Annotated in this window: 16 protein-coding genes and 1 pseudogene; 8 read left to right on the top strand and 9 right to left on the bottom strand. The window is 75.9% G+C overall.

Annotated features, from left to right (window positions below):
* Positions 1 to 62 precede the first annotated feature (62 nt).
* Entirely contained in the window at positions 63 to 260 is a 198-nt protein-coding gene (locus tag ABTY15_RS17155) for a DUF8691 family protein (protein WP_350588886.1), read from the top strand.
* A 63-nt stretch (positions 261 to 323) separates the two neighbouring features.
* Positions 324 to 533 carry a hypothetical protein gene (locus ABTY15_RS17150; protein ID WP_350588885.1) on the top strand — a complete coding sequence of 70 codons (210 nt, stop codon included), beginning with the start codon at positions 324 to 326 and terminating at the stop codon, positions 531 to 533.
* A 12-nt stretch (positions 534 to 545) separates the two neighbouring features.
* Here the strand turns inward: ABTY15_RS17150 and ABTY15_RS17145 are convergent, their stop codons facing one another.
* Positions 546 to 2,108, bottom strand: a complete 1,563-nt coding sequence (locus ABTY15_RS17145; RefSeq protein ID WP_350588884.1) for a hypothetical protein — start codon at positions 2,106 to 2,108, stop codon at positions 546 to 548.
* A gap of 145 nt (positions 2,109 to 2,253) precedes the next feature.
* Here ABTY15_RS17145 and ABTY15_RS17140 point away from each other — a divergent pair, with 145 nt between their 5' ends.
* From ABTY15_RS17140 to ABTY15_RS17130, 3 genes and pseudogenes are all read left to right on the top strand, one after another.
* Positions 2,254 to 3,162 carry a YhjD/YihY/BrkB family envelope integrity protein gene (locus tag ABTY15_RS17140; protein WP_350588882.1) on the top strand — a complete coding sequence of 303 codons (909 nt, stop codon included), beginning with the start codon at positions 2,254 to 2,256 and terminating at the stop codon, positions 3,160 to 3,162.
* Positions 3,163 to 3,197: 35 nt separating this feature from the next.
* A pseudogene (locus ABTY15_RS17135) lies at positions 3,198 to 4,016 on the top strand (formylglycine-generating enzyme family protein); the annotation flags it as partial.
* 87 nt (positions 4,017 to 4,103) lie between these two features.
* Positions 4,104 to 4,493 carry a hypothetical protein gene (locus ABTY15_RS17130; RefSeq protein ID WP_350588879.1) on the top strand — a complete coding sequence of 130 codons (390 nt, stop codon included), beginning with the start codon at positions 4,104 to 4,106 and terminating at the stop codon, positions 4,491 to 4,493.
* Between the two features lie 39 nt (positions 4,494 to 4,532).
* On the opposite strand, the gene ABTY15_RS17125 is transcribed toward ABTY15_RS17130, so the two are convergent.
* The gene (locus ABTY15_RS17125; protein WP_350588877.1) at positions 4,533 to 5,825 is read right to left on the bottom strand and encodes an MFS transporter; all 1,293 of its coding nucleotides are present in this window, start codon (positions 5,823 to 5,825) and stop codon (positions 4,533 to 4,535) included.
* Complete coding sequence (locus ABTY15_RS17120; RefSeq protein ID WP_350588875.1) at positions 5,822 to 7,060, bottom strand: aminotransferase class V-fold PLP-dependent enzyme; 1,239 nt, start codon at positions 7,058 to 7,060, stop codon at positions 5,822 to 5,824. Before ABTY15_RS17120 ends, ABTY15_RS17125 begins: the two co-directional genes overlap by 4 nt.
* On the opposite strand from ABTY15_RS17120, the gene ABTY15_RS17115 reads away from it, so the two are divergent.
* Positions 7,059 to 8,462, top strand: coding sequence for an aminotransferase-like domain-containing protein (locus ABTY15_RS17115; protein ID WP_350588874.1), 1,404 nt, complete (start codon positions 7,059 to 7,061; stop codon positions 8,460 to 8,462). The two genes, ABTY15_RS17120 and ABTY15_RS17115, sit on opposite strands and share 2 nt — an antisense overlap.
* 28 nt (positions 8,463 to 8,490) lie before the next feature.
* On the opposite strand, the gene ABTY15_RS17110 is transcribed toward ABTY15_RS17115, so the two are convergent.
* Both ABTY15_RS17110 and ABTY15_RS17105 read right to left on the bottom strand, forming a co-directional pair.
* Positions 8,491 to 9,333: a hypothetical protein gene (locus tag ABTY15_RS17110; protein ID WP_350588873.1), complete on the bottom strand. Its 843-nt coding sequence runs from the start codon at positions 9,331 to 9,333 to the stop codon at positions 8,491 to 8,493.
* 13 nt (positions 9,334 to 9,346) lie between these two features.
* Positions 9,347 to 9,688 (bottom strand): hypothetical protein, encoded by a 342-nt coding sequence (locus ABTY15_RS17105; RefSeq protein WP_350588872.1) that lies wholly within the window; start codon positions 9,686 to 9,688, stop codon positions 9,347 to 9,349.
* A gap of 102 nt (positions 9,689 to 9,790) precedes the next feature.
* Between ABTY15_RS17105 and ABTY15_RS17100 the strand changes: the two genes are divergently transcribed.
* Positions 9,791 to 13,213 (top strand): CHAT domain-containing protein, encoded by a 3,423-nt coding sequence (locus ABTY15_RS17100; protein WP_350588871.1) that lies wholly within the window; start codon positions 9,791 to 9,793, stop codon positions 13,211 to 13,213.
* Between the two features lie 126 nt (positions 13,214 to 13,339).
* On the opposite strand, the gene ABTY15_RS17095 is transcribed toward ABTY15_RS17100, so the two are convergent.
* From ABTY15_RS17095 to ABTY15_RS17080, 4 genes are all read right to left on the bottom strand, one after another.
* Positions 13,340 to 14,104: a hypothetical protein gene (locus tag ABTY15_RS17095; RefSeq protein ID WP_350588870.1), complete on the bottom strand. Its 765-nt coding sequence runs from the start codon at positions 14,102 to 14,104 to the stop codon at positions 13,340 to 13,342.
* Between the two features lie 198 nt (positions 14,105 to 14,302).
* Positions 14,303 to 14,893 (bottom strand): hypothetical protein, encoded by a 591-nt coding sequence (locus ABTY15_RS17090; protein ID WP_350588869.1) that lies wholly within the window; start codon positions 14,891 to 14,893, stop codon positions 14,303 to 14,305.
* Between the two features lie 80 nt (positions 14,894 to 14,973).
* Positions 14,974 to 16,059 carry a DUF1648 domain-containing protein gene (locus tag ABTY15_RS17085; protein WP_350588868.1) on the bottom strand — a complete coding sequence of 362 codons (1,086 nt, stop codon included), beginning with the start codon at positions 16,057 to 16,059 and terminating at the stop codon, positions 14,974 to 14,976.
* Positions 16,056 to 16,403, bottom strand: coding sequence for a GntR family transcriptional regulator (locus ABTY15_RS17080; RefSeq protein WP_350588867.1), 348 nt, complete (start codon positions 16,401 to 16,403; stop codon positions 16,056 to 16,058). Before ABTY15_RS17080 ends, ABTY15_RS17085 begins: the two co-directional genes overlap by 4 nt.
* Before the next feature lie 130 nt (positions 16,404 to 16,533).
* On the opposite strand from ABTY15_RS17080, the gene ABTY15_RS17075 reads away from it, so the two are divergent.
* Complete coding sequence (locus ABTY15_RS17075; RefSeq protein WP_350588865.1) at positions 16,534 to 17,958, top strand: phytoene desaturase family protein; 1,425 nt, start codon at positions 16,534 to 16,536, stop codon at positions 17,956 to 17,958.
* The last annotated feature ends 20 nt before the right edge of the window (positions 17,959 to 17,978 follow it).

Raw genomic sequence — 17,978 nt, 5'->3', positions numbered from 1 at the left:
GGCGGGTGGGCGCGACCATGGTGGCCAGGACAAGCCAGGTCTCGGGCCCGGGGAGAAGGCGCATGCGCTACGAATTCAGGGTCGCCGGCTGTGTGTCGGAGGTGCTCGGCGCAGCCTTCCCCGAACTTGACCGCGTACCCCTCCCCGACCAGACCCTGTTCATCGGCACGGTGACCGACGAGGCCCACCTGTACGGGCTGCTGGGGCGCTTCCAGGCGGTGGGCCTGCGGGTCCTGGAGATGCGGCTGCTGCCCGACTGAGGCCCTCACCCGTGGCGGGCGAGTCGGCGGCGGTCGGCCGGTGAGGCGAAGGAGGACGGGGAGATGACGGCGTTCGCGTACACCCGCACCCAAGGCCGGGTACCGCGGCCGGCGGCGTCCGGATCCGCGCGGCTGCGTGCCGGAGCGGGCGAGCCGACCGGCTCGGGCCGGCCGCCGCACACCGTGCCGCACGGCCGGTCGGAGCGGATCCGGCGCCGCTGCGCGGCGGTCGCCGGCGGCGCCGGGTGGATCATCCGGCGCTGCGGCGCCTGAGCCCCTGAGGGGTCACGACTGCTTGGTGGGCCCACCCGGTTCGCCCGGTTCAGTCGGTCCGCCTGGTTCACCCGGTGTGCTCGGTCCCGTCGGTCCGGTCGGCCCGCCTGGTTCACCCGGTGTGCTCGGTCCCGTCGGTCCCGTCGGTCCGGTCGGCCCGCCCGGTTCACCCGGTGTGCTCGGTCCCGTCGGTCCCGTCGGTCCGGTCGGCCCGCCCGGTTCGCCCGGTGTGCTCGGCCCACCCGCTGCGCCCGGCCCGCCCGGCGGGGGCGGTCCGACCGGCAGGGCCGGTTCGGCCGGTCGGTCGACCCGGCCGGTCGCGGACAGCAGGGCCAGGATGGCGAGCAGCGCCAGCAGGATGACCACCAGCAGCACGATGGTCAGCGCCGTCGGGTGGTTCCACAGGGCGAACACCAGGGCCAGCACCAGCACCGCGCCGAGGGCGATCCAGCGCCGGTGGGCGTCGGTCCAGGTGCCGACCCGCCCGGTGTGCACCCCGTGCGCGTCACCCCACCGCGCGGCGGAGTCGGCGCCGTGGTCGGCCGTCCGCTGCACGGCGCGCGGCAGGCGGCCCGCGCCGGACAGGTAGGCGCCGAGCGCCACCACGATGCCGAGCACGACCGCGGTGCGCACGCTGACCTTCAGGAAGCGCAGCAGCGTGTCGAAGATCGCGGCGGCCGCGGCCTTGGACTGCACCTGGGCGGGCAGGTGGTCGAGGTAGTAGCGGCGGGCGATCACCAGGCCGATGGCCACCAGCAGCGAGGAGAAGGCCACGCCGAGGGCGGCGCTCACCATCGCCCGGCGGCGCCGTCGGGCCAGGACCACCCCGATCGCGAGGAACAGCACGGTGAGGATCGGCATCCAGTTGCCGACGACGTCGAGCAGATGGGCGGCGTCCTGCATCTTGGCGAGCTTGTCGGACTTGAACAGCACCAGCTGCTTGTTGATCTCGGGGATCTTCTCCGCGGGGGAGATCCCGGCGTCGACCAGATCCTCCTTGACCTTGTCGACGGCGGTGCCGACGTCGAGGGTCACGGTGCCCTCGCTCACGCCGATCGCGCCCCGGCCCTGGCCGGTCAGCGCGTGCACGATGGCGGCGTGGGCGGCGCGGTTGGCCGTGGTCCAGATGGTCTCGAACCGGTCGCTCTGCACGAACCGGGTGGCCACCTTGCTGACGGCGCTGTTCACGGCCGAGTCGAGCTGCGGCCCGAGCGCCTTGACCGCGTTGGCGGCGCGCGGCGGCAGCCCCTGGGATTCGAGCCAGGAGGCGACGTCGGAGGTGATCTCCTTGCCGTCCACCCGGACGTCGACCGCCTCGGTGATCCGCTTGGCCGCCGCCGCCTCGATGGCCGGATTGGAGGCGAGCGGGGCGACCGTCTTGACGTACTGATCGGTGTCGAGGGCGATGTCGTGCACCCAGACGGTGATCAGGGAGACCGGCACGAGGATGCAGCCGATCGTGATGAGCACGGCGGAGAGGGTGCTCAGCACGATGCGGACCGCCCGCGACTGGTGCTGCGCGGGTGCTGCCGCGGGCTTCTCGGACTTCTCGGACGGCTCGGGTGAGCTGGTCATCGGCGCTCCAGCGGACGGGTGGCCGTGGTGCCACTCAGGTCCATTGGTACGGACGGTGAGGGCGCTGGCACGTTCGGGTGCGCTGTCCGGGCGAGCGGGGCCACCCCCGGTGGTGCCCGACGAGCCGCTGTGCGAGGAATGGAGTATGAACCGGCCCGGGGACAGCTCTGACGCCGACGCCGACGCCGACGGCCCGGACCGCCCCGGCACCGGCGGACGGAGCCGGCTGACCGGTCTGACCCGCGCGGCCGCCGACCTGCCCACCCGGGTGCCGGTGCTGGGCCGGATGCTCCGCCGGTTGAACGAGGTCAACACGATGGAGGCCGCCGCGCGGCTGGCCGCGCAGGTCTTCCTCGCCGCCCTGCCCCTGCTGATCGTGGCGGCCGCCTTCACCCCGAAGCCCGTGAAGAACCTGGTGGCCGACGACTTCAAAGCCCTGATGGGGGACAGCGCGCCCGTCGAGGAGGTGCGGCGCACCTTCGCCGCGCACGGCACGACCGGGCAGAGCTTCGGGGCCGTGGGCATCGTGGTCACCCTGCTCTCCGCCACCGCGTTGAGCCGGGCGATCCAGCGGATCTGCGAACGGTGCTGGGACCTGCCGAAGGGAGGCGCCCGGCTCACCGCCTGGCGGTGGCTGGCCTGGCTGCTCGGCTGGCTGGCCGTCCTGCTCCTCCAGGCCCCGCTGCGGCACGGGTTCGGCGCCGGTGCGTGGGTGGGGGTGCTGTTGTCGCTGACGGCCTCCGTCCTGCTCTGGTGGTGGACCCAGCACCTGCTGCTCGGCGGACGGATCGGCTGGTTGCCGCTGCTGCCGGGGGCGGTGCTGGCCGGCGGTGGCATGGTCGCCTTCCTGCACGCCTCGCGCCTGGTGACACCGCAGAGCCTCCGCCGCAGCATCGACCAGTTCGGTGCCCTCGGCCTGGTGTTCACGATGCTGTCCTGGCTGATCGCCGTCGGCTGCGTCCTGGTCGTCGGCCTGACCCTGGGACAGGTGATCGCGAGCTCGGGGCCGTTCCCGCGCTGGCTCGGCACGCCGATGGCGGGTGACCGGTCGTGACGTCGCGGCCCGGCTCTTCGGAACGCGCCCGCCGGGTGGGCCGGACGGGCGGGGAGACCCCGTCCTGCTGCACGCCCGGACGCGGCGGCGGAGCGGTGGGACCACCGACGCCCGCGCCCGGCCCGGGCCCGGACCCGGACCCGGGCCCGGGCCCGGCCGGAGACGACGACGGTGGGACGGTCGCGCTGGCGGGCGGCTGGTTCCGGATGGGCAGCGAGGAGGCCCTCGCCTACCCGGAGGACGGCGAGGGACCGGTGCGCCGCGTCCGCGTCGGTCCGTTCGCCATCGACGCGCACTGTGTGACCAACGCACGGTTCGCGGCGTTCGTCGAGGCCACCGGGCACGTCACCGACGCCGAGCGGTACGGAGCCTCGTTCGTGTTCGGCGGGCTGCTGCCGGACGACTTCCCGGCGACCCGGGGCGTGGCCGCGGCCCCCTGGTGGCGCGAGGTGCCCGGTGCCCACTGGCGGCGCCCGGAGGGACCCGGCTCCGACCTCGCCGGCCGCGGGGACCACCCGGTGGTGCACGTGTCCTGGTACGACGCGACGGCCTACTGCGCCTGGGCCGGGAGCCGGCTGCCCACCGAGGCGCAGTGGGAGTACGCCGCACGCGGCGGGCTGGCGGGCCGGGCCTTCCCCTGGGGGGACCGGCTGCGCCCCGGCGGGCGACACCGGATGAACGTCTGGAACGCCACCTTCCCCGGCCGCAACACCCTGGCGGACGGCTACCTCGGTACCTGCCCGGTCGACGCCTTCGAGCCGAACGGCTACGGCCTGTACAACATGACCGGCAACGTGTGGCAGTGGACGGCCGACTGGCGCTGTGTCCGCCCCGCCGTCGAGCGCCCGGCCGGAGGATGACCCGTCCCAGGTGATGCCGTCCGCGCACCCGGCTGGGAGGGTGGCAGAGTACGAGGCGCCCCACGCGAGGAGGCGAGACGGATGTCCAGCGTTCGCCCGGAGAACCTGCCCGCAACTCTCCAGCCGCCGACCGAGGTCGGCAGGATCGGCTGGTTCGTGATCGGCGCGCTGAGCCTGGGGCTCGGTGCGCTCGCCCATGCCATCGCGGAGATCGTCAGGGAGATCCTGGGACCGCCCGACACCGCGGTCCGGACGTCGGCGGGCGGCCGCACCGGCCGTGTCGGCGACGAGGCGACCGGCAAGGTGGGCCTGGTGCTCATCGGTCTCGTCACGATGACCGTCGCGGCCTTCGTCCACGCCGTCGCGGGTGTGGTGAAGGTCATCTGGGAGGCCCTGCACCCGACCCCGAGCCGGCCCGCCCCGCCTGCCGTCCAGGTCGTCCACCACTGGCGCCGGCGCCGGGCCGCCTGAGCAGCGGCGCGGTGCGCCGGGCCGGGCCGTGGTGCGGGTTCAGGCCGCGGGCTCCGGTGGGGCCGTGGGGAGCTCCCGCAGGCGGACGACGGGGGAGAGCACGAGGGCGATGACGACCGCCGCCGAGCCGACGGCGGCGACGGTGAGGGCGCCGCGGGCGCCCAGGTGACCGGTGAGCAGGCCGGCGGCGAGGCCGCCGAGGGCGCCGCCGCCGAAGAGCAGGGTGCGGAAGGCGGCGGTCATCCGGCCCATCAGGGGCTGAGGGGTGAGCGCCTGGCGGAGACTGACGATGACGACCCCCGCGACGCCGAGGCCCAGGTAGGTGGTGAAGAAGGAGAGGACGAAGAGGGCGACCATCAGCGGCCGGGGGCCGGCCGCGGCCGGGAGCAGGGCCGGGCCCAGCAGCAGGGCGGACTGGGCGACCAGGTAGACCCGGCCGAGCGGGAAGCGGGCGATCACCCGACCGGAGATCACCGCGCCGACCAGCCCGCCGACGGAGGCGGTGGCGAGCACGGCGCCGAGGGTGGCCGAGTCGAGGTGCACGTCGTGGGTGCCGTAGAGCAGGAACATCGTCCAGGTGGTGATCATCGAGAAGTTGCAGCAGAAGCCGATCAGCGCGAGGGCCCGCAGCACGTCGTTGCGCAGCACCCAGCCGAGGCCCTCGCGGAGTTCGCGCAGCAGGTGCCGTTCGGCGGTCGGGGCGGGCGCGGGTTCGCGGGTGCGGATCAGCAGCAGGGAGAGGACGGACACCGCGTAGGAGCAGGCGTCGACGATCAGGGCGACGGGGGCGCCGAGCGCCGAGACCAGGACGCCGGCGAGGCCGGGCCCGGCGACGTCGGCGGCGGAGGAGGCGGCGCCCATCCGGGCGCTCGCCTCGACGTAGCGTTCGGGGCTGCGGACCAGCACCGGCACGTAGGACATCCAGCTGACGTCGAACACCACCGAGGCGACGCCGACCGCGCAGGCGATCGCCATCAGCACGGGCAGGTCGAGGGCGTCCCACCAGTACAGCAGCGGGACGAGGGCGAGCAGCACCAGCCGGACCAGGTTGGCGCCGAGCATGACCGGCCGCCGGCGCACCCGGTCGGTCCAGACGCCGATCAGCAGGGCCAGTCCGAGGTAGGGGACGAGCTGGAGGAAGCGCAGCAGGCCGACCTGTTCGTCGCTGGCGCCGAACGCGCCGATGGCGGTGAGCGGGAGGGCGAGGTTGGTGACCTGGGTGCCGAGCAGCGAGACCGTCTCGCCGAGCCAGAACCGCAGGAAGTCGCGGTTGTGCCACAGGCTTTGAGTCGCCGGTGTGCCGGTGGCGGGGGTGGTCGTGGTCGTGGTCATCGGGCGCTCCCGTTCGCGAGCTCGGCGACCGTGGCGGCCACGGTGTCGACCTCCTCCTCGGTGTTGTAGTAGTGCGGGGAGAGCCGCAGGCACCACTCGACCTCCTTGTCGGCGAAGTCGAACTGGGCGAACTCCCGGTAGCTGAGCGCCGAGTTGATGCCGCGGGCGTCCATCGCGGCCTTGAACGGCTCCGGCTGCCAGCCGTCGATCGCGAAGGTGACCAGGGCGGCCGGGGCGGGGCCGCCGTCCAGGGTCCGTACCCCGGGGAGGGCGGCCAGCCGTTCGCGCAGCCGTCCGGCGAGGGCCGGGGTGCGGCGGGAGATCGGCTCCAGGCCGACCCGCAGCGCGTAGCGGACGGCGGCGGCGCAGCCGAGCACGGTGGCGTACGGGAACTCCCACTCCTCGAAGCGGGCCGCCGTGTCGACCGGGCGGTAGTGCCCGGGAGCGACCCAGCGGGCGCCGTGCATGTCGATGAACAGCGGCTCGTACCCGGCCTCCAGAACCCGGTCGGAGACGTAGAGGAAGCCCGAACCGCGCGGCCCGCGCAGGAACTTGCGGCAGGTGGCGGTGAGCAGGTCGCAGCCGATCCGCTCGACGTCGAGCGGGTACTGGCCGACCGACTGGCAGGCGTCGACCAGGTACAGCAGGTCGAGCTCGCGGCAGTGCCGGCCGATCTCGGCGATCGACTGGACGAGCCCGGAGTTGGTGGGCACGTGGGTGACGGCGACCAGCCGGGGGCGGTGGGCGCGCATCAGGGCGGCCATCGCCTCGACGTCGACGCCGCTGCCGTCCGGGCGGTCCGGGGCGTGGACGATCCGGACGCCGTGACGCCGGCGCAGGGCGAGGAAGGCGATCTGGTTGGAGACGAAGTCGTTGCGGGTGGTGAGGACGACGTCGCCGGGCCGGAAGTCGATCGCGGAGAGGGCCTTGGTGTAGGCGTGGGTCGCGCTGCCGGCGAAGGCGATGTTCCGGGGGCGGGTGTGCAGCAGCTCGGCGAGCGCGGCATAGAAGTCGGCGACCTGCCCGGCCCGGGCCGCCGCGGCCTCGTAGCCGCCGATCGCGGCCTCCAACTGGAGGTGGTCGACGCTCGCCTGGAGCACCGGACGGGCCATCAGTCCGCAGCCGGCGTTGTTGAAGTGGATGACGGCCCGGCAGCCGGGGGTGTCGGCCCGCAGGGCGGCGAGGTCGAGGAGCGGTTCCGTCGGCTGGATGAAAGCGCTATTCTCATTCTTCATGTCTGACGGTAGCAGTATCGAGACCCTGGTGGCGATCCTCCGGACCGAGATCGGCCGCCTCTCCCCGGGCGACCGATTGCCCAGCAGCCGGGACCTGATCGCCCGTCACGGCGTCGGCCCGGTCACCGTCGCCCGGGCCATCGCGCTGCTGGCCGCCGAGGGCGCGGTCGTCACCAGGCCCGGCAGCGGGACGTACGTGACCGCACGCGGACGGCGCCCGGCGGCCGCCGAGGCCGACACCTCCTGGCAGGCCGTCGCCCTGGCGGGCCGTCACCTCGACGTCGCCGAGCCCGCCGAGCCCGGGCCGGCCGGGGAGGTACCGGCGGGCACCATCGCGCTGTCCGGCGGCTACCTGCACGAGAACCTCCAGCCGACCCGGGCGCTCGGCGCCGCCCTGGCCCGCGCCGCCCGCCGCCCGGACGCCTGGCACCGCGCCCCGGCGGCCGGCCTGACGACGCTGCGCACGATCCTGGCCCGCCAGGTCGGCGGCGACGTCGGCCCGCAGGACGTCCTGGTCACCGGCGGCAGCCAGGGCGCCCTGTCCATGCTGCTGCGCGCCGTCGCCGCGCCGGGCAGCCCGGTCCTGGTCGAGTCGCCGACCTACCCCGGCGTGCTCGCGGCCGCCCGCGCCGCCGGGCTGCGCCCGGTGCCCGTCCCGATGGACCGGGACGGGGTCCGCCCCGACCTGCTCGCCGACGCCTTCGCGATGACCGGCGCCCGGCTGTTCTACTGCCAGCCCACCGTCCACAACCCCACCGGCACCGTGCTCACCGCCGAACGGCGCCGCCAGGTCGTCGACGTGACCCGGGCGGCCGGTGCGTTCCTGATCGAGGACGACTTCGCCCGCCACCTCGGCCACGGCCGCCCACTGCCCCGCCCGCTGGTCGCCGACGACCAGGACGGCACGGTCGTCCACCTCACCTCGCTGACCAAACCGGCCTCGCCCAGCATGCGGATCGGCGCCGTGGTCGCCCGCGGCCCGGTCATGCGGCGGTTGCTCGCCATGCGCCGGGTCGACGACTTCTTCATCGCCCGCCCGCTCCAGGAGGCCGCCGTCGAACTGCTCAGCACCCCCGCCTGGGACCGCCACCTGCGGGCCCTGGCCGGCGCGCTGCACCAGCGCTGCGCCGTCCTGGCCGACGCCGTCACCCGCGAGCTGCCCGACTGGACCCTCGCCCGCGTCCCCGACGGCGGCCTGCACCTGTGGCTGCGGCTGCCCGCCGGGCTCGACGAACAGGCCGTCACCGACGCCGCCCGCGCCCACGGCGTGGCCGTCGACCCCGGCCGCCACCACTACCCGACCGAACCGCCCGGCCCCCGCCTGCGCCTGGCCTTCGCCGCCGCCCCCGAACCGGCCGACCTCACCGCCGCGGCCCACCGCCTGGCGGCTGCCGTGCGCTGAGCTCCCTCAGCAGGCCCGAGCTGGCCAGTCAGTTCTCGGCGGGCCCCCGGGCGGGGTCGGCCGCCGCCGGGCGGGGCGGGCGGCGGCGGAGGGGACGGCGGCGGGCCAGGTGGTCGCTGACCCGCTGTCCGGTTTCCGGGGTGAGGCGGCCGTCCGGGCAGTCGAAGCCCAGGGCGGTCGCGAGGGCGGCGCCGTGCACGTCGACCACGGACTCCACCAGGGTGGCGAACTCCTCGGCGGCGGCGCGCCCCCGGCCCCAGCCGGTGGCGATCAGGACGGCTGCCGGGACGGCCGCCGGCCACCACCAGCAGGCCACCGGGAGGCAGAGCAGCCCCCAGGCCTGCGCCTCGGCGGCCTGCCGGAAGCCGGCCGAGACCGTCGTGAGGTCGGCCCGGGCCGACTCGGGCAGCACGAGCCAGAGGCGCGGCCAGGCGGCGGCCAGGTCCAGCGAGTAGTAGGCCCCGATGTCCCCGTGCAGTCGGCCGAACCGGGCCCCGATCCCGGATGTCGGCGCACTCGCCCCGGTGACGGGATCCGTCCGCGCGCGGCCGAGCCCCCAACGGCCCTCGCCCAGCCACAGCTTCTGCACGACGGACCCCAACTCCCGGACGGCCAGCCCCACCACCGTCGCCGCCAGCGCCGCGAACACCACCCCCAGCGCCAGCCGCACCGCGACCCGGACGTCCGAGCGGGCCGCCGGATCCACCACGTCGGCCGAACCGTCCAGCAGCAGACGGACGTTCAGGGCGTCCGCGTGCCCCAGCCGGTAGGCCGACCAGCAGAGCGTGAGGAACAGCAGCCCGGGCAGGCCGAGTTGGGTCGCCCAGCGCTCGGAGGCCTTGCCGAGGAACCCCTTCAGCAGTGAGGTCACCGCCGGCACCCGGTCAGCCGCGCCGCAGCGGCGCCGCGTCGACCCCGCAGGCCGGCACCGGCTGGCCCACGAACCGTCGCTGCCAACGCCGTTCGCACCGACCACCCGGGCAACCCCACACCGCGTCCGGGTCGCCCAGTCGGCCACCCGGCAGCGAGGGCAGCGGAGTCGACCGGATCTCCTCCTCGTTCACCGCGAACCCCGCCCGCTCCAACGCCCCCGTCAGCTCCTCCGCCGTCGCCTCGCCCCGGCCGATCCGCGCCAGCAACTCCCGTACCTCGCCCGGCGAAAGCTCCTCCCGGAGCTCCTCCAGGTACTCGCAGACGTAGCCGACCACGGCTTCCCTCGAAAGCACTGACACCCTCCCCGCGCGTGACGCACCATGGGCGTCATGTCTATCGCGGGGGCCTTTCCGCCGGTCGGGACCGAGCCTGAACTCGTTGCAGTACTGGAACATTTGCTGGCCTACGCCGCCACCGGCGAACACCTGCGACTGCGCCGGGGCGAGGCACTGCGCGACCGCGCCGCGCTGCTCCGGCGGGCGGAGAACACCCCGTACTGCGAGACCCGCAAGGCACAGGCGCTCGGCCTCTGGGCCTGGGCCGACGTCCTCGCCGGGCGGGAGGACCAGCTGACCGTCGCGTTCACCGCCGAGTGGCTGACGATGGTCGCCCGCTACTCCCCGCTGCTGCTGCCGCCCTCGCTGCGCGAGCGGGCGGCGGCGACCTCGGCGGGGGACGGCCGGTGGCCGCTGGCGGCGCTCGCGGGCGGCCGGACGGCGGCCGTCACCGAACTGCGCGTCTTCCTCACCGCCGGGCTCGGGTGGGGGCGGACCGCCGGGGAGACGGCCACGGTGGGCCGGTACGACCAGGCCAAGCAACTGCTGCGGGACGGCAAGGGGCCGGCGGGAGTCGACCTCCTGGCGCAGGTGGCCGAGCGGCTGCCCACCGGTCACTGGCTGCGCCCGACGGCGCTCGGCGTGCTCGGCGCCGCCCGCACCGGCGAGGCGGCCCGCCGTGGCCGCTCCGAGCCGCTGCGCCGGGCGGCCCGCGCCGCGGCCGAACAGGCACTGGCCGAGGCACCGCCGGGCCACCCGCACCGGGCCTGGTTCCTCAGCGTGCTGGAACTGGCCTCGGCGCCCGTCGAGTCGGCGGCCCCGGAAGGCCGGGCCGAGCTGGAGGCCGCCCTCGCCGTCGGCCGGCAGGCCGTCGCCGTCACCGAAGCGGCCGACCCGGACCGGATCCAGTACCTCACCACCCACCTGACCTTCCTCTCGATCCGACTGCTCGGCGGCCCGGACGAGGACGGCGTGTTCGGCGCCGAACTGGAGGAGCTGGCGCTGCGGATCGCGGACGACGCGGCCGCCGCCGACGCGGCCGTCACCCAGGCCCTCGACTCCGTGGTCTCCCACCTGACCGAGCGCTACCGCGCCACCGGCGACCCCGCGACGCTCGCCCGCGCCCGGCGCCACGTCGAGCGGTGGACGCGGCGGACCGCCGCCGACCCCGAGCGGCTGGCCGCCGCCCGCCTCGCCGGAGCCCGGCTGTGCGGCATCGAGTACCAGCACACCGGCGCCGTCGCCCGGCTCGACGAGGGCATCGCGCTCTGCCGGGCCGTCCTCGCCGCACCCGGCCACGGCCTCGCCGGCGCCGACGCCCGCGACCTGCTCGACTCGCTGCGCGGCACCCGCCGGAGCGCCGTCGGTTCCTCGGACGGCCTGGCGGAGCCCGAGGAACCGCCGCTCGTCCTGCCGGGCGCCGAGGAGCTGGCCGGGGATCCGGCGCTGACGGAGCTCGCCGCGCGGCAGATCCGGCTGCGCCGGGTGTCGGCCCTGCTGGCGGCGTTCTCCCGGGCCGTCCAGCGGTACGTCGAGGCCTGGTTCGCCGGCGGGCCGCCGCAGGAGCCGGAGCACCGGGACCGGGCCCCGGCCGTGCTGCGGGCGGAGGCCGACGTCCGGGCGACGGCCGAGGCCCTGCTCGCCGCCGTCGACCCCGAGGCGGAGCCGGGCCTGGTGGCCATGGTGGAGGCGCTGCGGGAGGTGGTGACCGCCCCCGGCGAGCCCGATCTCGACGCGCTGGCCGCGCTCGGCGGGCGCCTCGCCGACGGCGGACTGAACGTACCGTCGGACAGTCCGACCGGCCGGGCCCTCGCGGAGTACAGCCGGGCGATGGAGACCGGCAACCCCTGGGCCCCCGGCGCGGCCGAACAGCTGCGGGCCCAGCTCGCCGACGCCGTACCCGGCGGCGTCCGCGAGGCCGAGATCCTCGCCGGGCTCGTCACCGCCGGGGCGGCGCAGCACCACGAGACCCCCGACCCCGCCCTGCTCGCCGACCTGCTCAGCCACGCCGACCGACTGCTCGCCCACCCGGCGGCCGCGCCCGCCCAGCTGGTCATGACCGCCCGGAACGCCGCCCACGCCGCCGCCGGAGCCGGCGACTGGCCCGCCGCCGCCCGGCTGCTCGGCTTCGCCGCGGACAGCGTCCCGCTCCTCGCCTCGCCCCGGCTCGGCCGCCAGGACCTCGAACGCGTGCTCGGCCGCCACGCCTTCGTCCTCGGCGCCGACGCGGCCGCCGCCGCCCTGAACGCCGGCGCCCCGCCGCTCCAGGCCCTGCGGCACCTGGAAGCCGCCCGGGGCGTGCTGCTCGCCGGCGGCCTCGCCGGTCGCACCGACCTCGGCGAGCTCCACCGCGAACACCCCGTGCACGCCCTCGAACTGGAGGCGCTGCTCACCGCCGACCACGGCGAGGACCACGACCGCCGCCAGGCCGACGCCCACGCCCGCGAGGTCCTGCTCGGCCGGATCCGCCGCCTGCCCGGCTTCGAACGCCTGCTGCTGCCCCCGCAGGACGCCGAGCTGCTCGCCCTCGGCGCGGCCGGACCGGTGGTCACCCTCACCAGCAGCCACCTGCGCGGCACCGACGCCATCCTGATCGCCGACGGGCAGTGCACCTCCGTGCGGCTCCCGGACGCCCCGCTGGAGCAGGTGGCCGGCTGGGCGGTGGAGCTGGAGGAGATCACCCGGAAGCGGGAGGACGGCGCGAAGGTGTACCCGAAGAAGCGCCTCGTCGAGCTGCTCGACCGGCTCTGGACGGCCGTCGCCGAACCCGTCCTCGCCGCCCTCGACCTGCCCCACCGCCCCGGCCAGGCCCTGCCGCGCCTGTGGTGGGTGCCCACCGGACCGTTCGCCGTGCTGCCGCTGCACGCCGCCGGGCGGTCGGCGGACGGCGGCCAGGCCCCGGCGCACAGCCTGCTCGACCGGGTGGTCAGCTCGTACGCCCCGACCCTGCGCGCCCTGCACCACACCCGCGCCCGGCCGCCGCGCGCCACTGCCCGGCCGCTGCTCGCGGTCGAAGGGCCCGGGCTGGGGCTGGCCGGGCAGGAGACCGCCGAGGTCGGGCGGCTCGTCCGGGGGACCGACCACCTGGACGCGACCAGCACCGCCGACCAGGTGGCGGCCCGGCTCGGCGCGTACGCCGCCGTGCACTTCTCCTGCCACGGCTACCGCGAGGCCGGCCTCGCCCTCGCCGACGACACCTGGCTCACCCCGCGCCAGGTGGAGGCGCTGCGGCTGGACGGCGCCCAGCTCGCCTACCTGTCGGCCTGCTCCACCGCGCTCGACTCCACCCGGCTGCTGGACGAGCCGCTGCACGTCGCGGCGGCCTTCCAGCTCGCCGGCTACCGGCACGTCGTCGGCACGCTCTGGCCGGTCACCGAGGGCAGCGCCGTCGCCGTCGCCGCCTCCTTCTACGGCGACGCGCGCATCCCGGGCGCCCCCGACAGCCGGATCGCCCGGGCCCTGGCCGCCGCCGCCCGGCTGCGGCGGGCGGAGCGCCCGCGGGACCCGGCGGACTGGGCGGGCTACCAGCACATCGGGGCCTGACCGTTCCGTGACAGCAGGCGGACGGCAGCGTCCGGGTGCCGGAGGTGCTGCGGACGTGGGGCCCGGGGGAGGTGCTGACCCGGGCCCGGTGCACCCGCGGCCGCCGCTGTCGTCAGGTGTGACCGGTCAGGGCTCGACCGGGGTGCCGGGCAGGGCGCCCGGCGGCTGGGGGAGGGCGGGGGAGCGGGCCGGGGCGCCGCCGGTGCGGTGGGCGAGTTCGAGCGCGGCGCCGATCCAGGCGGCGCCGAACGCCCAGGTCGACAGCCACTCGCAGAGGTAGAGCGGGCGGATCGTCCAGTCGGTGCCGACCCCGGCCGCCGCCGCGAGCACGGCCAGCGCCAGGAACACCAGGATCAGCACACCGGCCGTCAGGTACGCCCGGCCGACCCGGGGCGGCTGCTCGGACCGGGCGTTGCGGAAGGAGTACAGGCAGAACATCGCCAGCATCACCAGCAGCAGCACGGCGAATGTGAGGTGCAGCGCGCCGACGGTGTTCTGGAACGCGGTGGCGTTCGTGGGGGCGGTCGGGAACAGTGCGACCCCGATCGCGAACGCGCCGGCCGCCGTGCTCCACCGGTCGTCCCGGCGGTCGAAGCGGTAGCAGATCAGGAACACCCCGAGCGCGCACAGGGCGCCGACGAAGAGGTTCCGTGAGCTGGTGTAGTACGACCAGCTCATCGTCGGCGGCCAGAACCCGGCCGTGCTCCGGCCCCTGAGCTCGGCGAACAGCCAGTTCCCCAGGGGCAGCGCCACGGGCAGCAGCACCCCGATCAGGCCGATGCCGAGCCGCAGGATCGTGACGGTCCGTTCGTCCTGATGGTCCCGGGTTTCCGTGGTGGTGTCGTCGGTTCCGTCGTGCCGGGTTCTCCCCGAACGCCAGTCGTGGATCACGGACGCCTCCTTGCCTCCGCACGGGCACGGTGCCCCGGCCCGCCGACCGCCCGCCGCCCGGCGGATCGCGGCGGCGCCGTCAGCGGCACCGCCGCACCGGCGCGGCTGTCAACTGGTGTACCCACGCCACACGCTGGCACTACACCACCGGAACGGGTGGTTTGGTCGTACCGTCAGGTGCCCCGGGCGCCGGTGTCGTCAGGCCTTGAACGGGTTTGCCGTCACGTCCACGAGGGCCTTGCGCGGGTCGGCCGTCCCGTAGGTGTTGAAGTGCGCGACGCAGGCCAGGACCAGCAGCCGGGAGATCCGGGGGTCGTCGACCTGGACGGAGTAGGTGGCCCGCACCCCGGCGTGGCGGGTGAGTTCGAAGCCCGCCGACTCGGCGGACCGGTAGCGCAGCTTGAAGGTGAGGGCGGCGTCGACCACGCCCCGGTCGAGCAGCGGCAGCGAACGGCGGGCCTTGTTACCGAGGCCGACCGGCTCGCCCTCGAGTACGGCCAGGCCCTGCTGCGCGAAGGTCCACAGGTCGTGCCGCCAGGAACGGCTCTGGTGGTCGACCTTGCCGATCGGCGAGCGGTCGGGGCCGATGGCGGCGAAGCCCGTCACGTGGCCGAGGAGCTGGTCGAGTCCGGGGCCGCCGAACACCTGGTACGGCGCGCTGTGGTCGTAGGCGGCGTCCTTGTGCATCCGGGCCACCGGCTGGGCCGCGCCGTCCGCGTGGACCAGGAAGGTGGTGTGCGCCCGTCCGTAGTCGATGGCGACGGTGAAGGCGGACAGGGACTCGAACACGGGTGACTCCTGTGGCTGTGGATCGCTGTGGTTGCGGAGGTGGTCGGCGAGGTGGACCCTAAGGTGTTCCCGGCGGACCGTCAGACGGCGGGGTGGCCGCTGCGGGCGGCCAGGGCGTTGAGCAGGGCCGCGCCGCGCTCGGCGTCGTCGACGCTGACCGCGAACTCGGCACCCTTGCGGTCGCGGACCACCAGACAGTCGCCGCTCCGCAGCATCACCGTGGTGCCGAGGCTGTTGATCCGGTACCCCCAGCCGCCCGCCTGGGCCGGCGTGCGCCGCTCGGCCCGCGCCGAGGAGATCTCGGCGAGCGACCAGTGCCGGGCGGGCCAGCCGAACGGGCCGAAACCGACGTCCAGGCCCCGGGCCGTCACCCGGGCCTGCACCGAGGAGCAGAACAGCAACGGCGCCGCGGTGGCCACCAACGGCCCGATCAGCGACCAGTTGAACCCGATCAGCCCGCTCGCCCCGCCCAGCACGCCGGCCACCGTGCCCACGCCCAGCACGGCCGCCATCAGTTGCATCCACGGTTTGGCCGCCCGGGACAGCCACACCGCGCGCTCGCCGTCCGGGAGTTCCAGCACCGGCTCGCGTCCGTCTGCCGTGTCCGGCCCTGACCCCGCGCCCGACCTCGACCCGGACCCCGGGCCGCCGGACCGGGTGGCGCCGCCGCGCGGTCGGGCGGCCAGCCACGCCAGCAGGGCCGCGATCCCGGTGGCCGCGACCAGGAGCAACACCCAGGCGTCCATCGACGAGGCGTCCTGCCAGCGGGCGCGGTCCAGGTTGGCGTGCACGATGGAGGCCTGCACCCCCGTCAGCAGCACGCTGCCGCCCGCCAGCAGCGCCCCGGCACCGCCCCGGGCCGGTACGCCCCCGAACCGGTGGACGATCACGGCGGCCGCGACCACGACCAGCCAGAGCACCGCCGGCAGCAGCGTGGCCGCCGTCAGCGACATCGACCCGTCCGGCTCCCGCCCGCCCCAGTGCGTGGCCACCGGGTCCGGCAGCCGGTGGCGTGCGGCCCACGGCAGCGCCGGCAGCAGCACCAGCACCCCGGCCGACCAGACCGCGGCGGCCCACAGCGCGCCCCGGCGGGCCGCGTGGTGCGCGCCTTCGGTGCCCGGGTGCGTTCCGTCGTCCGTTCCGTCATCCGTCCCGTCGTTGTTCACGACATCCCCCTGATCATGTCCACGAGATCGTTCCTGCTGTACCCGACCCGGGCCGCGTCGGCCACCAACTGCCGCACCCGCTCGGCGAGTTCGGAGCGGGTGTCGGCGGCGGCCGCGATCGTGACGCCACGCCCGCGGCGGAACTCCAGCACCCCCTCGTCCCGCAGCGCGCGCAGGCCCCGCAGCACGGTGTTGCTGTTCACGCCGAGCGCCCGCGCCAGCTCCCGAGCGGGCGGCAGCCGATCCCCGGGCGCACACTCACCCTCGGCGACGGCCCGCCGAATCGCGCCCGCGACCTGCTCGTGCAGCGGCCGGGCGTCTCCGATGTCCAGCTTCAGCAACATGGTGCTAAAGACGATAGCACCATCCGGCCCATCGCTCGGGGGCGCGTGCCCCGGCGTCGTACGGCAGGCGGGAGTTTGAAGACAGGCCCTACGATGCGGGTGTCCGCCCGCCGTCCCCAGGGGAGGGCCCATGACCTCCGTCGTCGTCGTCGGCGCCGGCCCCAACGGACTGACCGCCGCCGCCCTGCTCGCCCGCGCCGGACTCGACGTCACCCTGCTGGAGGCCGCCGACGAGATCGGCGGCGGCACCCGCAGCCACCAGGCCCTCCTGCCCGGACTCCGGCACGACCACTGCTCGGCCATCCACCCGCTCACCGTCACCTCCCCGGCCCTCCGCGCCCTGGACCTCCCCCGGTACGGGCTGCGCTGGCGGCTGCCCGAGATCGACTGCGCGCACCCGCTGGACGACGGGACCGCCGGCGTGCTGCTGCGTTCCGTCGAGGACACCGCCCGCCGGCTCGGCGCCGACGGCCCCCGCTACCGGGCGCTGCTCGGCCCCTCCGTCCGCGCCTGGGACGCGCTCGCCGACGACGTCCTGGGCCCGCTGCTGCGGATCCCGGCCCACCCGCTGCTGCTCGCCCGGTTCGGCCTGCCCACCGCCCTGCCCGCCGTCCTCCTCGGGCGGCTGTTCCGGACCGAGCAGGCCCGCGCCCTGTGGGCCGGCGCCGCGGCGCACGCCTTCCGCCCGCTGAACCGCCCGTTCACCTCCGCCGTCGGCCTCGGCCTCCTCACCGCCGGGCACGCCGCCGGCTGGGCCGTCGCCGAGGGCGGCTCGCAGGCCATCGCCCACAGCCTGGAACGGGCCCTGCGCGCCCACGGCGGCACCGTCCACACCGGCGTCCGGATCACCCGGGCCGCCCAGCTCCCGCCCGCCGACGTCACCCTGCTCGACCTCGACCCCGGCCAGGTGGCCCGCCTCTACGGCGACCGGCTCCCGGCCCGGGTACGAGCCGCCTACCAGCGGTACCGCCGAGGCCCGGGTGCCTTCAAGCTCGACCTGGCCGTCGACGGGGGCGTGCCGTGGACCAACCCGGACGCCCGCCGCGCCGGCACCGTGCACCTCGGCGGCCCGCTCGCCGAGGTCGCGCGGGCGGAACGGGACGTCACGGCCGGGCGGCTGCCCGAGCGCCCGTTCGTCCTCGTCGGGCAGCAGTACCTGGCCGACCCCACCCGGTCGGTCGGCACCGTGCACCCCGTGTGGGCCTACGCGCACGTCCCGTACGGCTACGCCGGGGACGCCACCGAGGCGGTCCTCGGCCAGCTGGAACGCTTCGCCCCGGGCACCCGCGACCGGATCACCGCCCTGCGCACCACCACCCCCGCCGACTTCGCCGCCACCAACCCCAACTTCGCCGGCGGCGACATCATGACCGGCACCGAGACCACCACCCGCCTCCTGTTCGGCGCCCGCCCCACCCTCCACCCCTACGCCACCGGCCTGCCCGGCGTCCTCCTCTGCTCCGCCGCCACCCCACCCGGCCCCGGCGCCCACGGCATGTGCGGCGCCGGCGCGGCCCGCGCCGCCCTGCGCCACCTCGGCCTCACCGCGGCCTGAGGGCCGGTCACACCAGGCCG

It is taken from the genome of Kitasatospora sp. NPDC097643, from assembly GCF_040302625.1.
GTDB lineage: Bacteria > Actinomycetota > Actinomycetes > Streptomycetales > Streptomycetaceae > Kitasatospora.
Note: the sequence above shows the minus strand (reverse complement) of the source record. Positions and strands in the feature narration are given on the sequence as shown.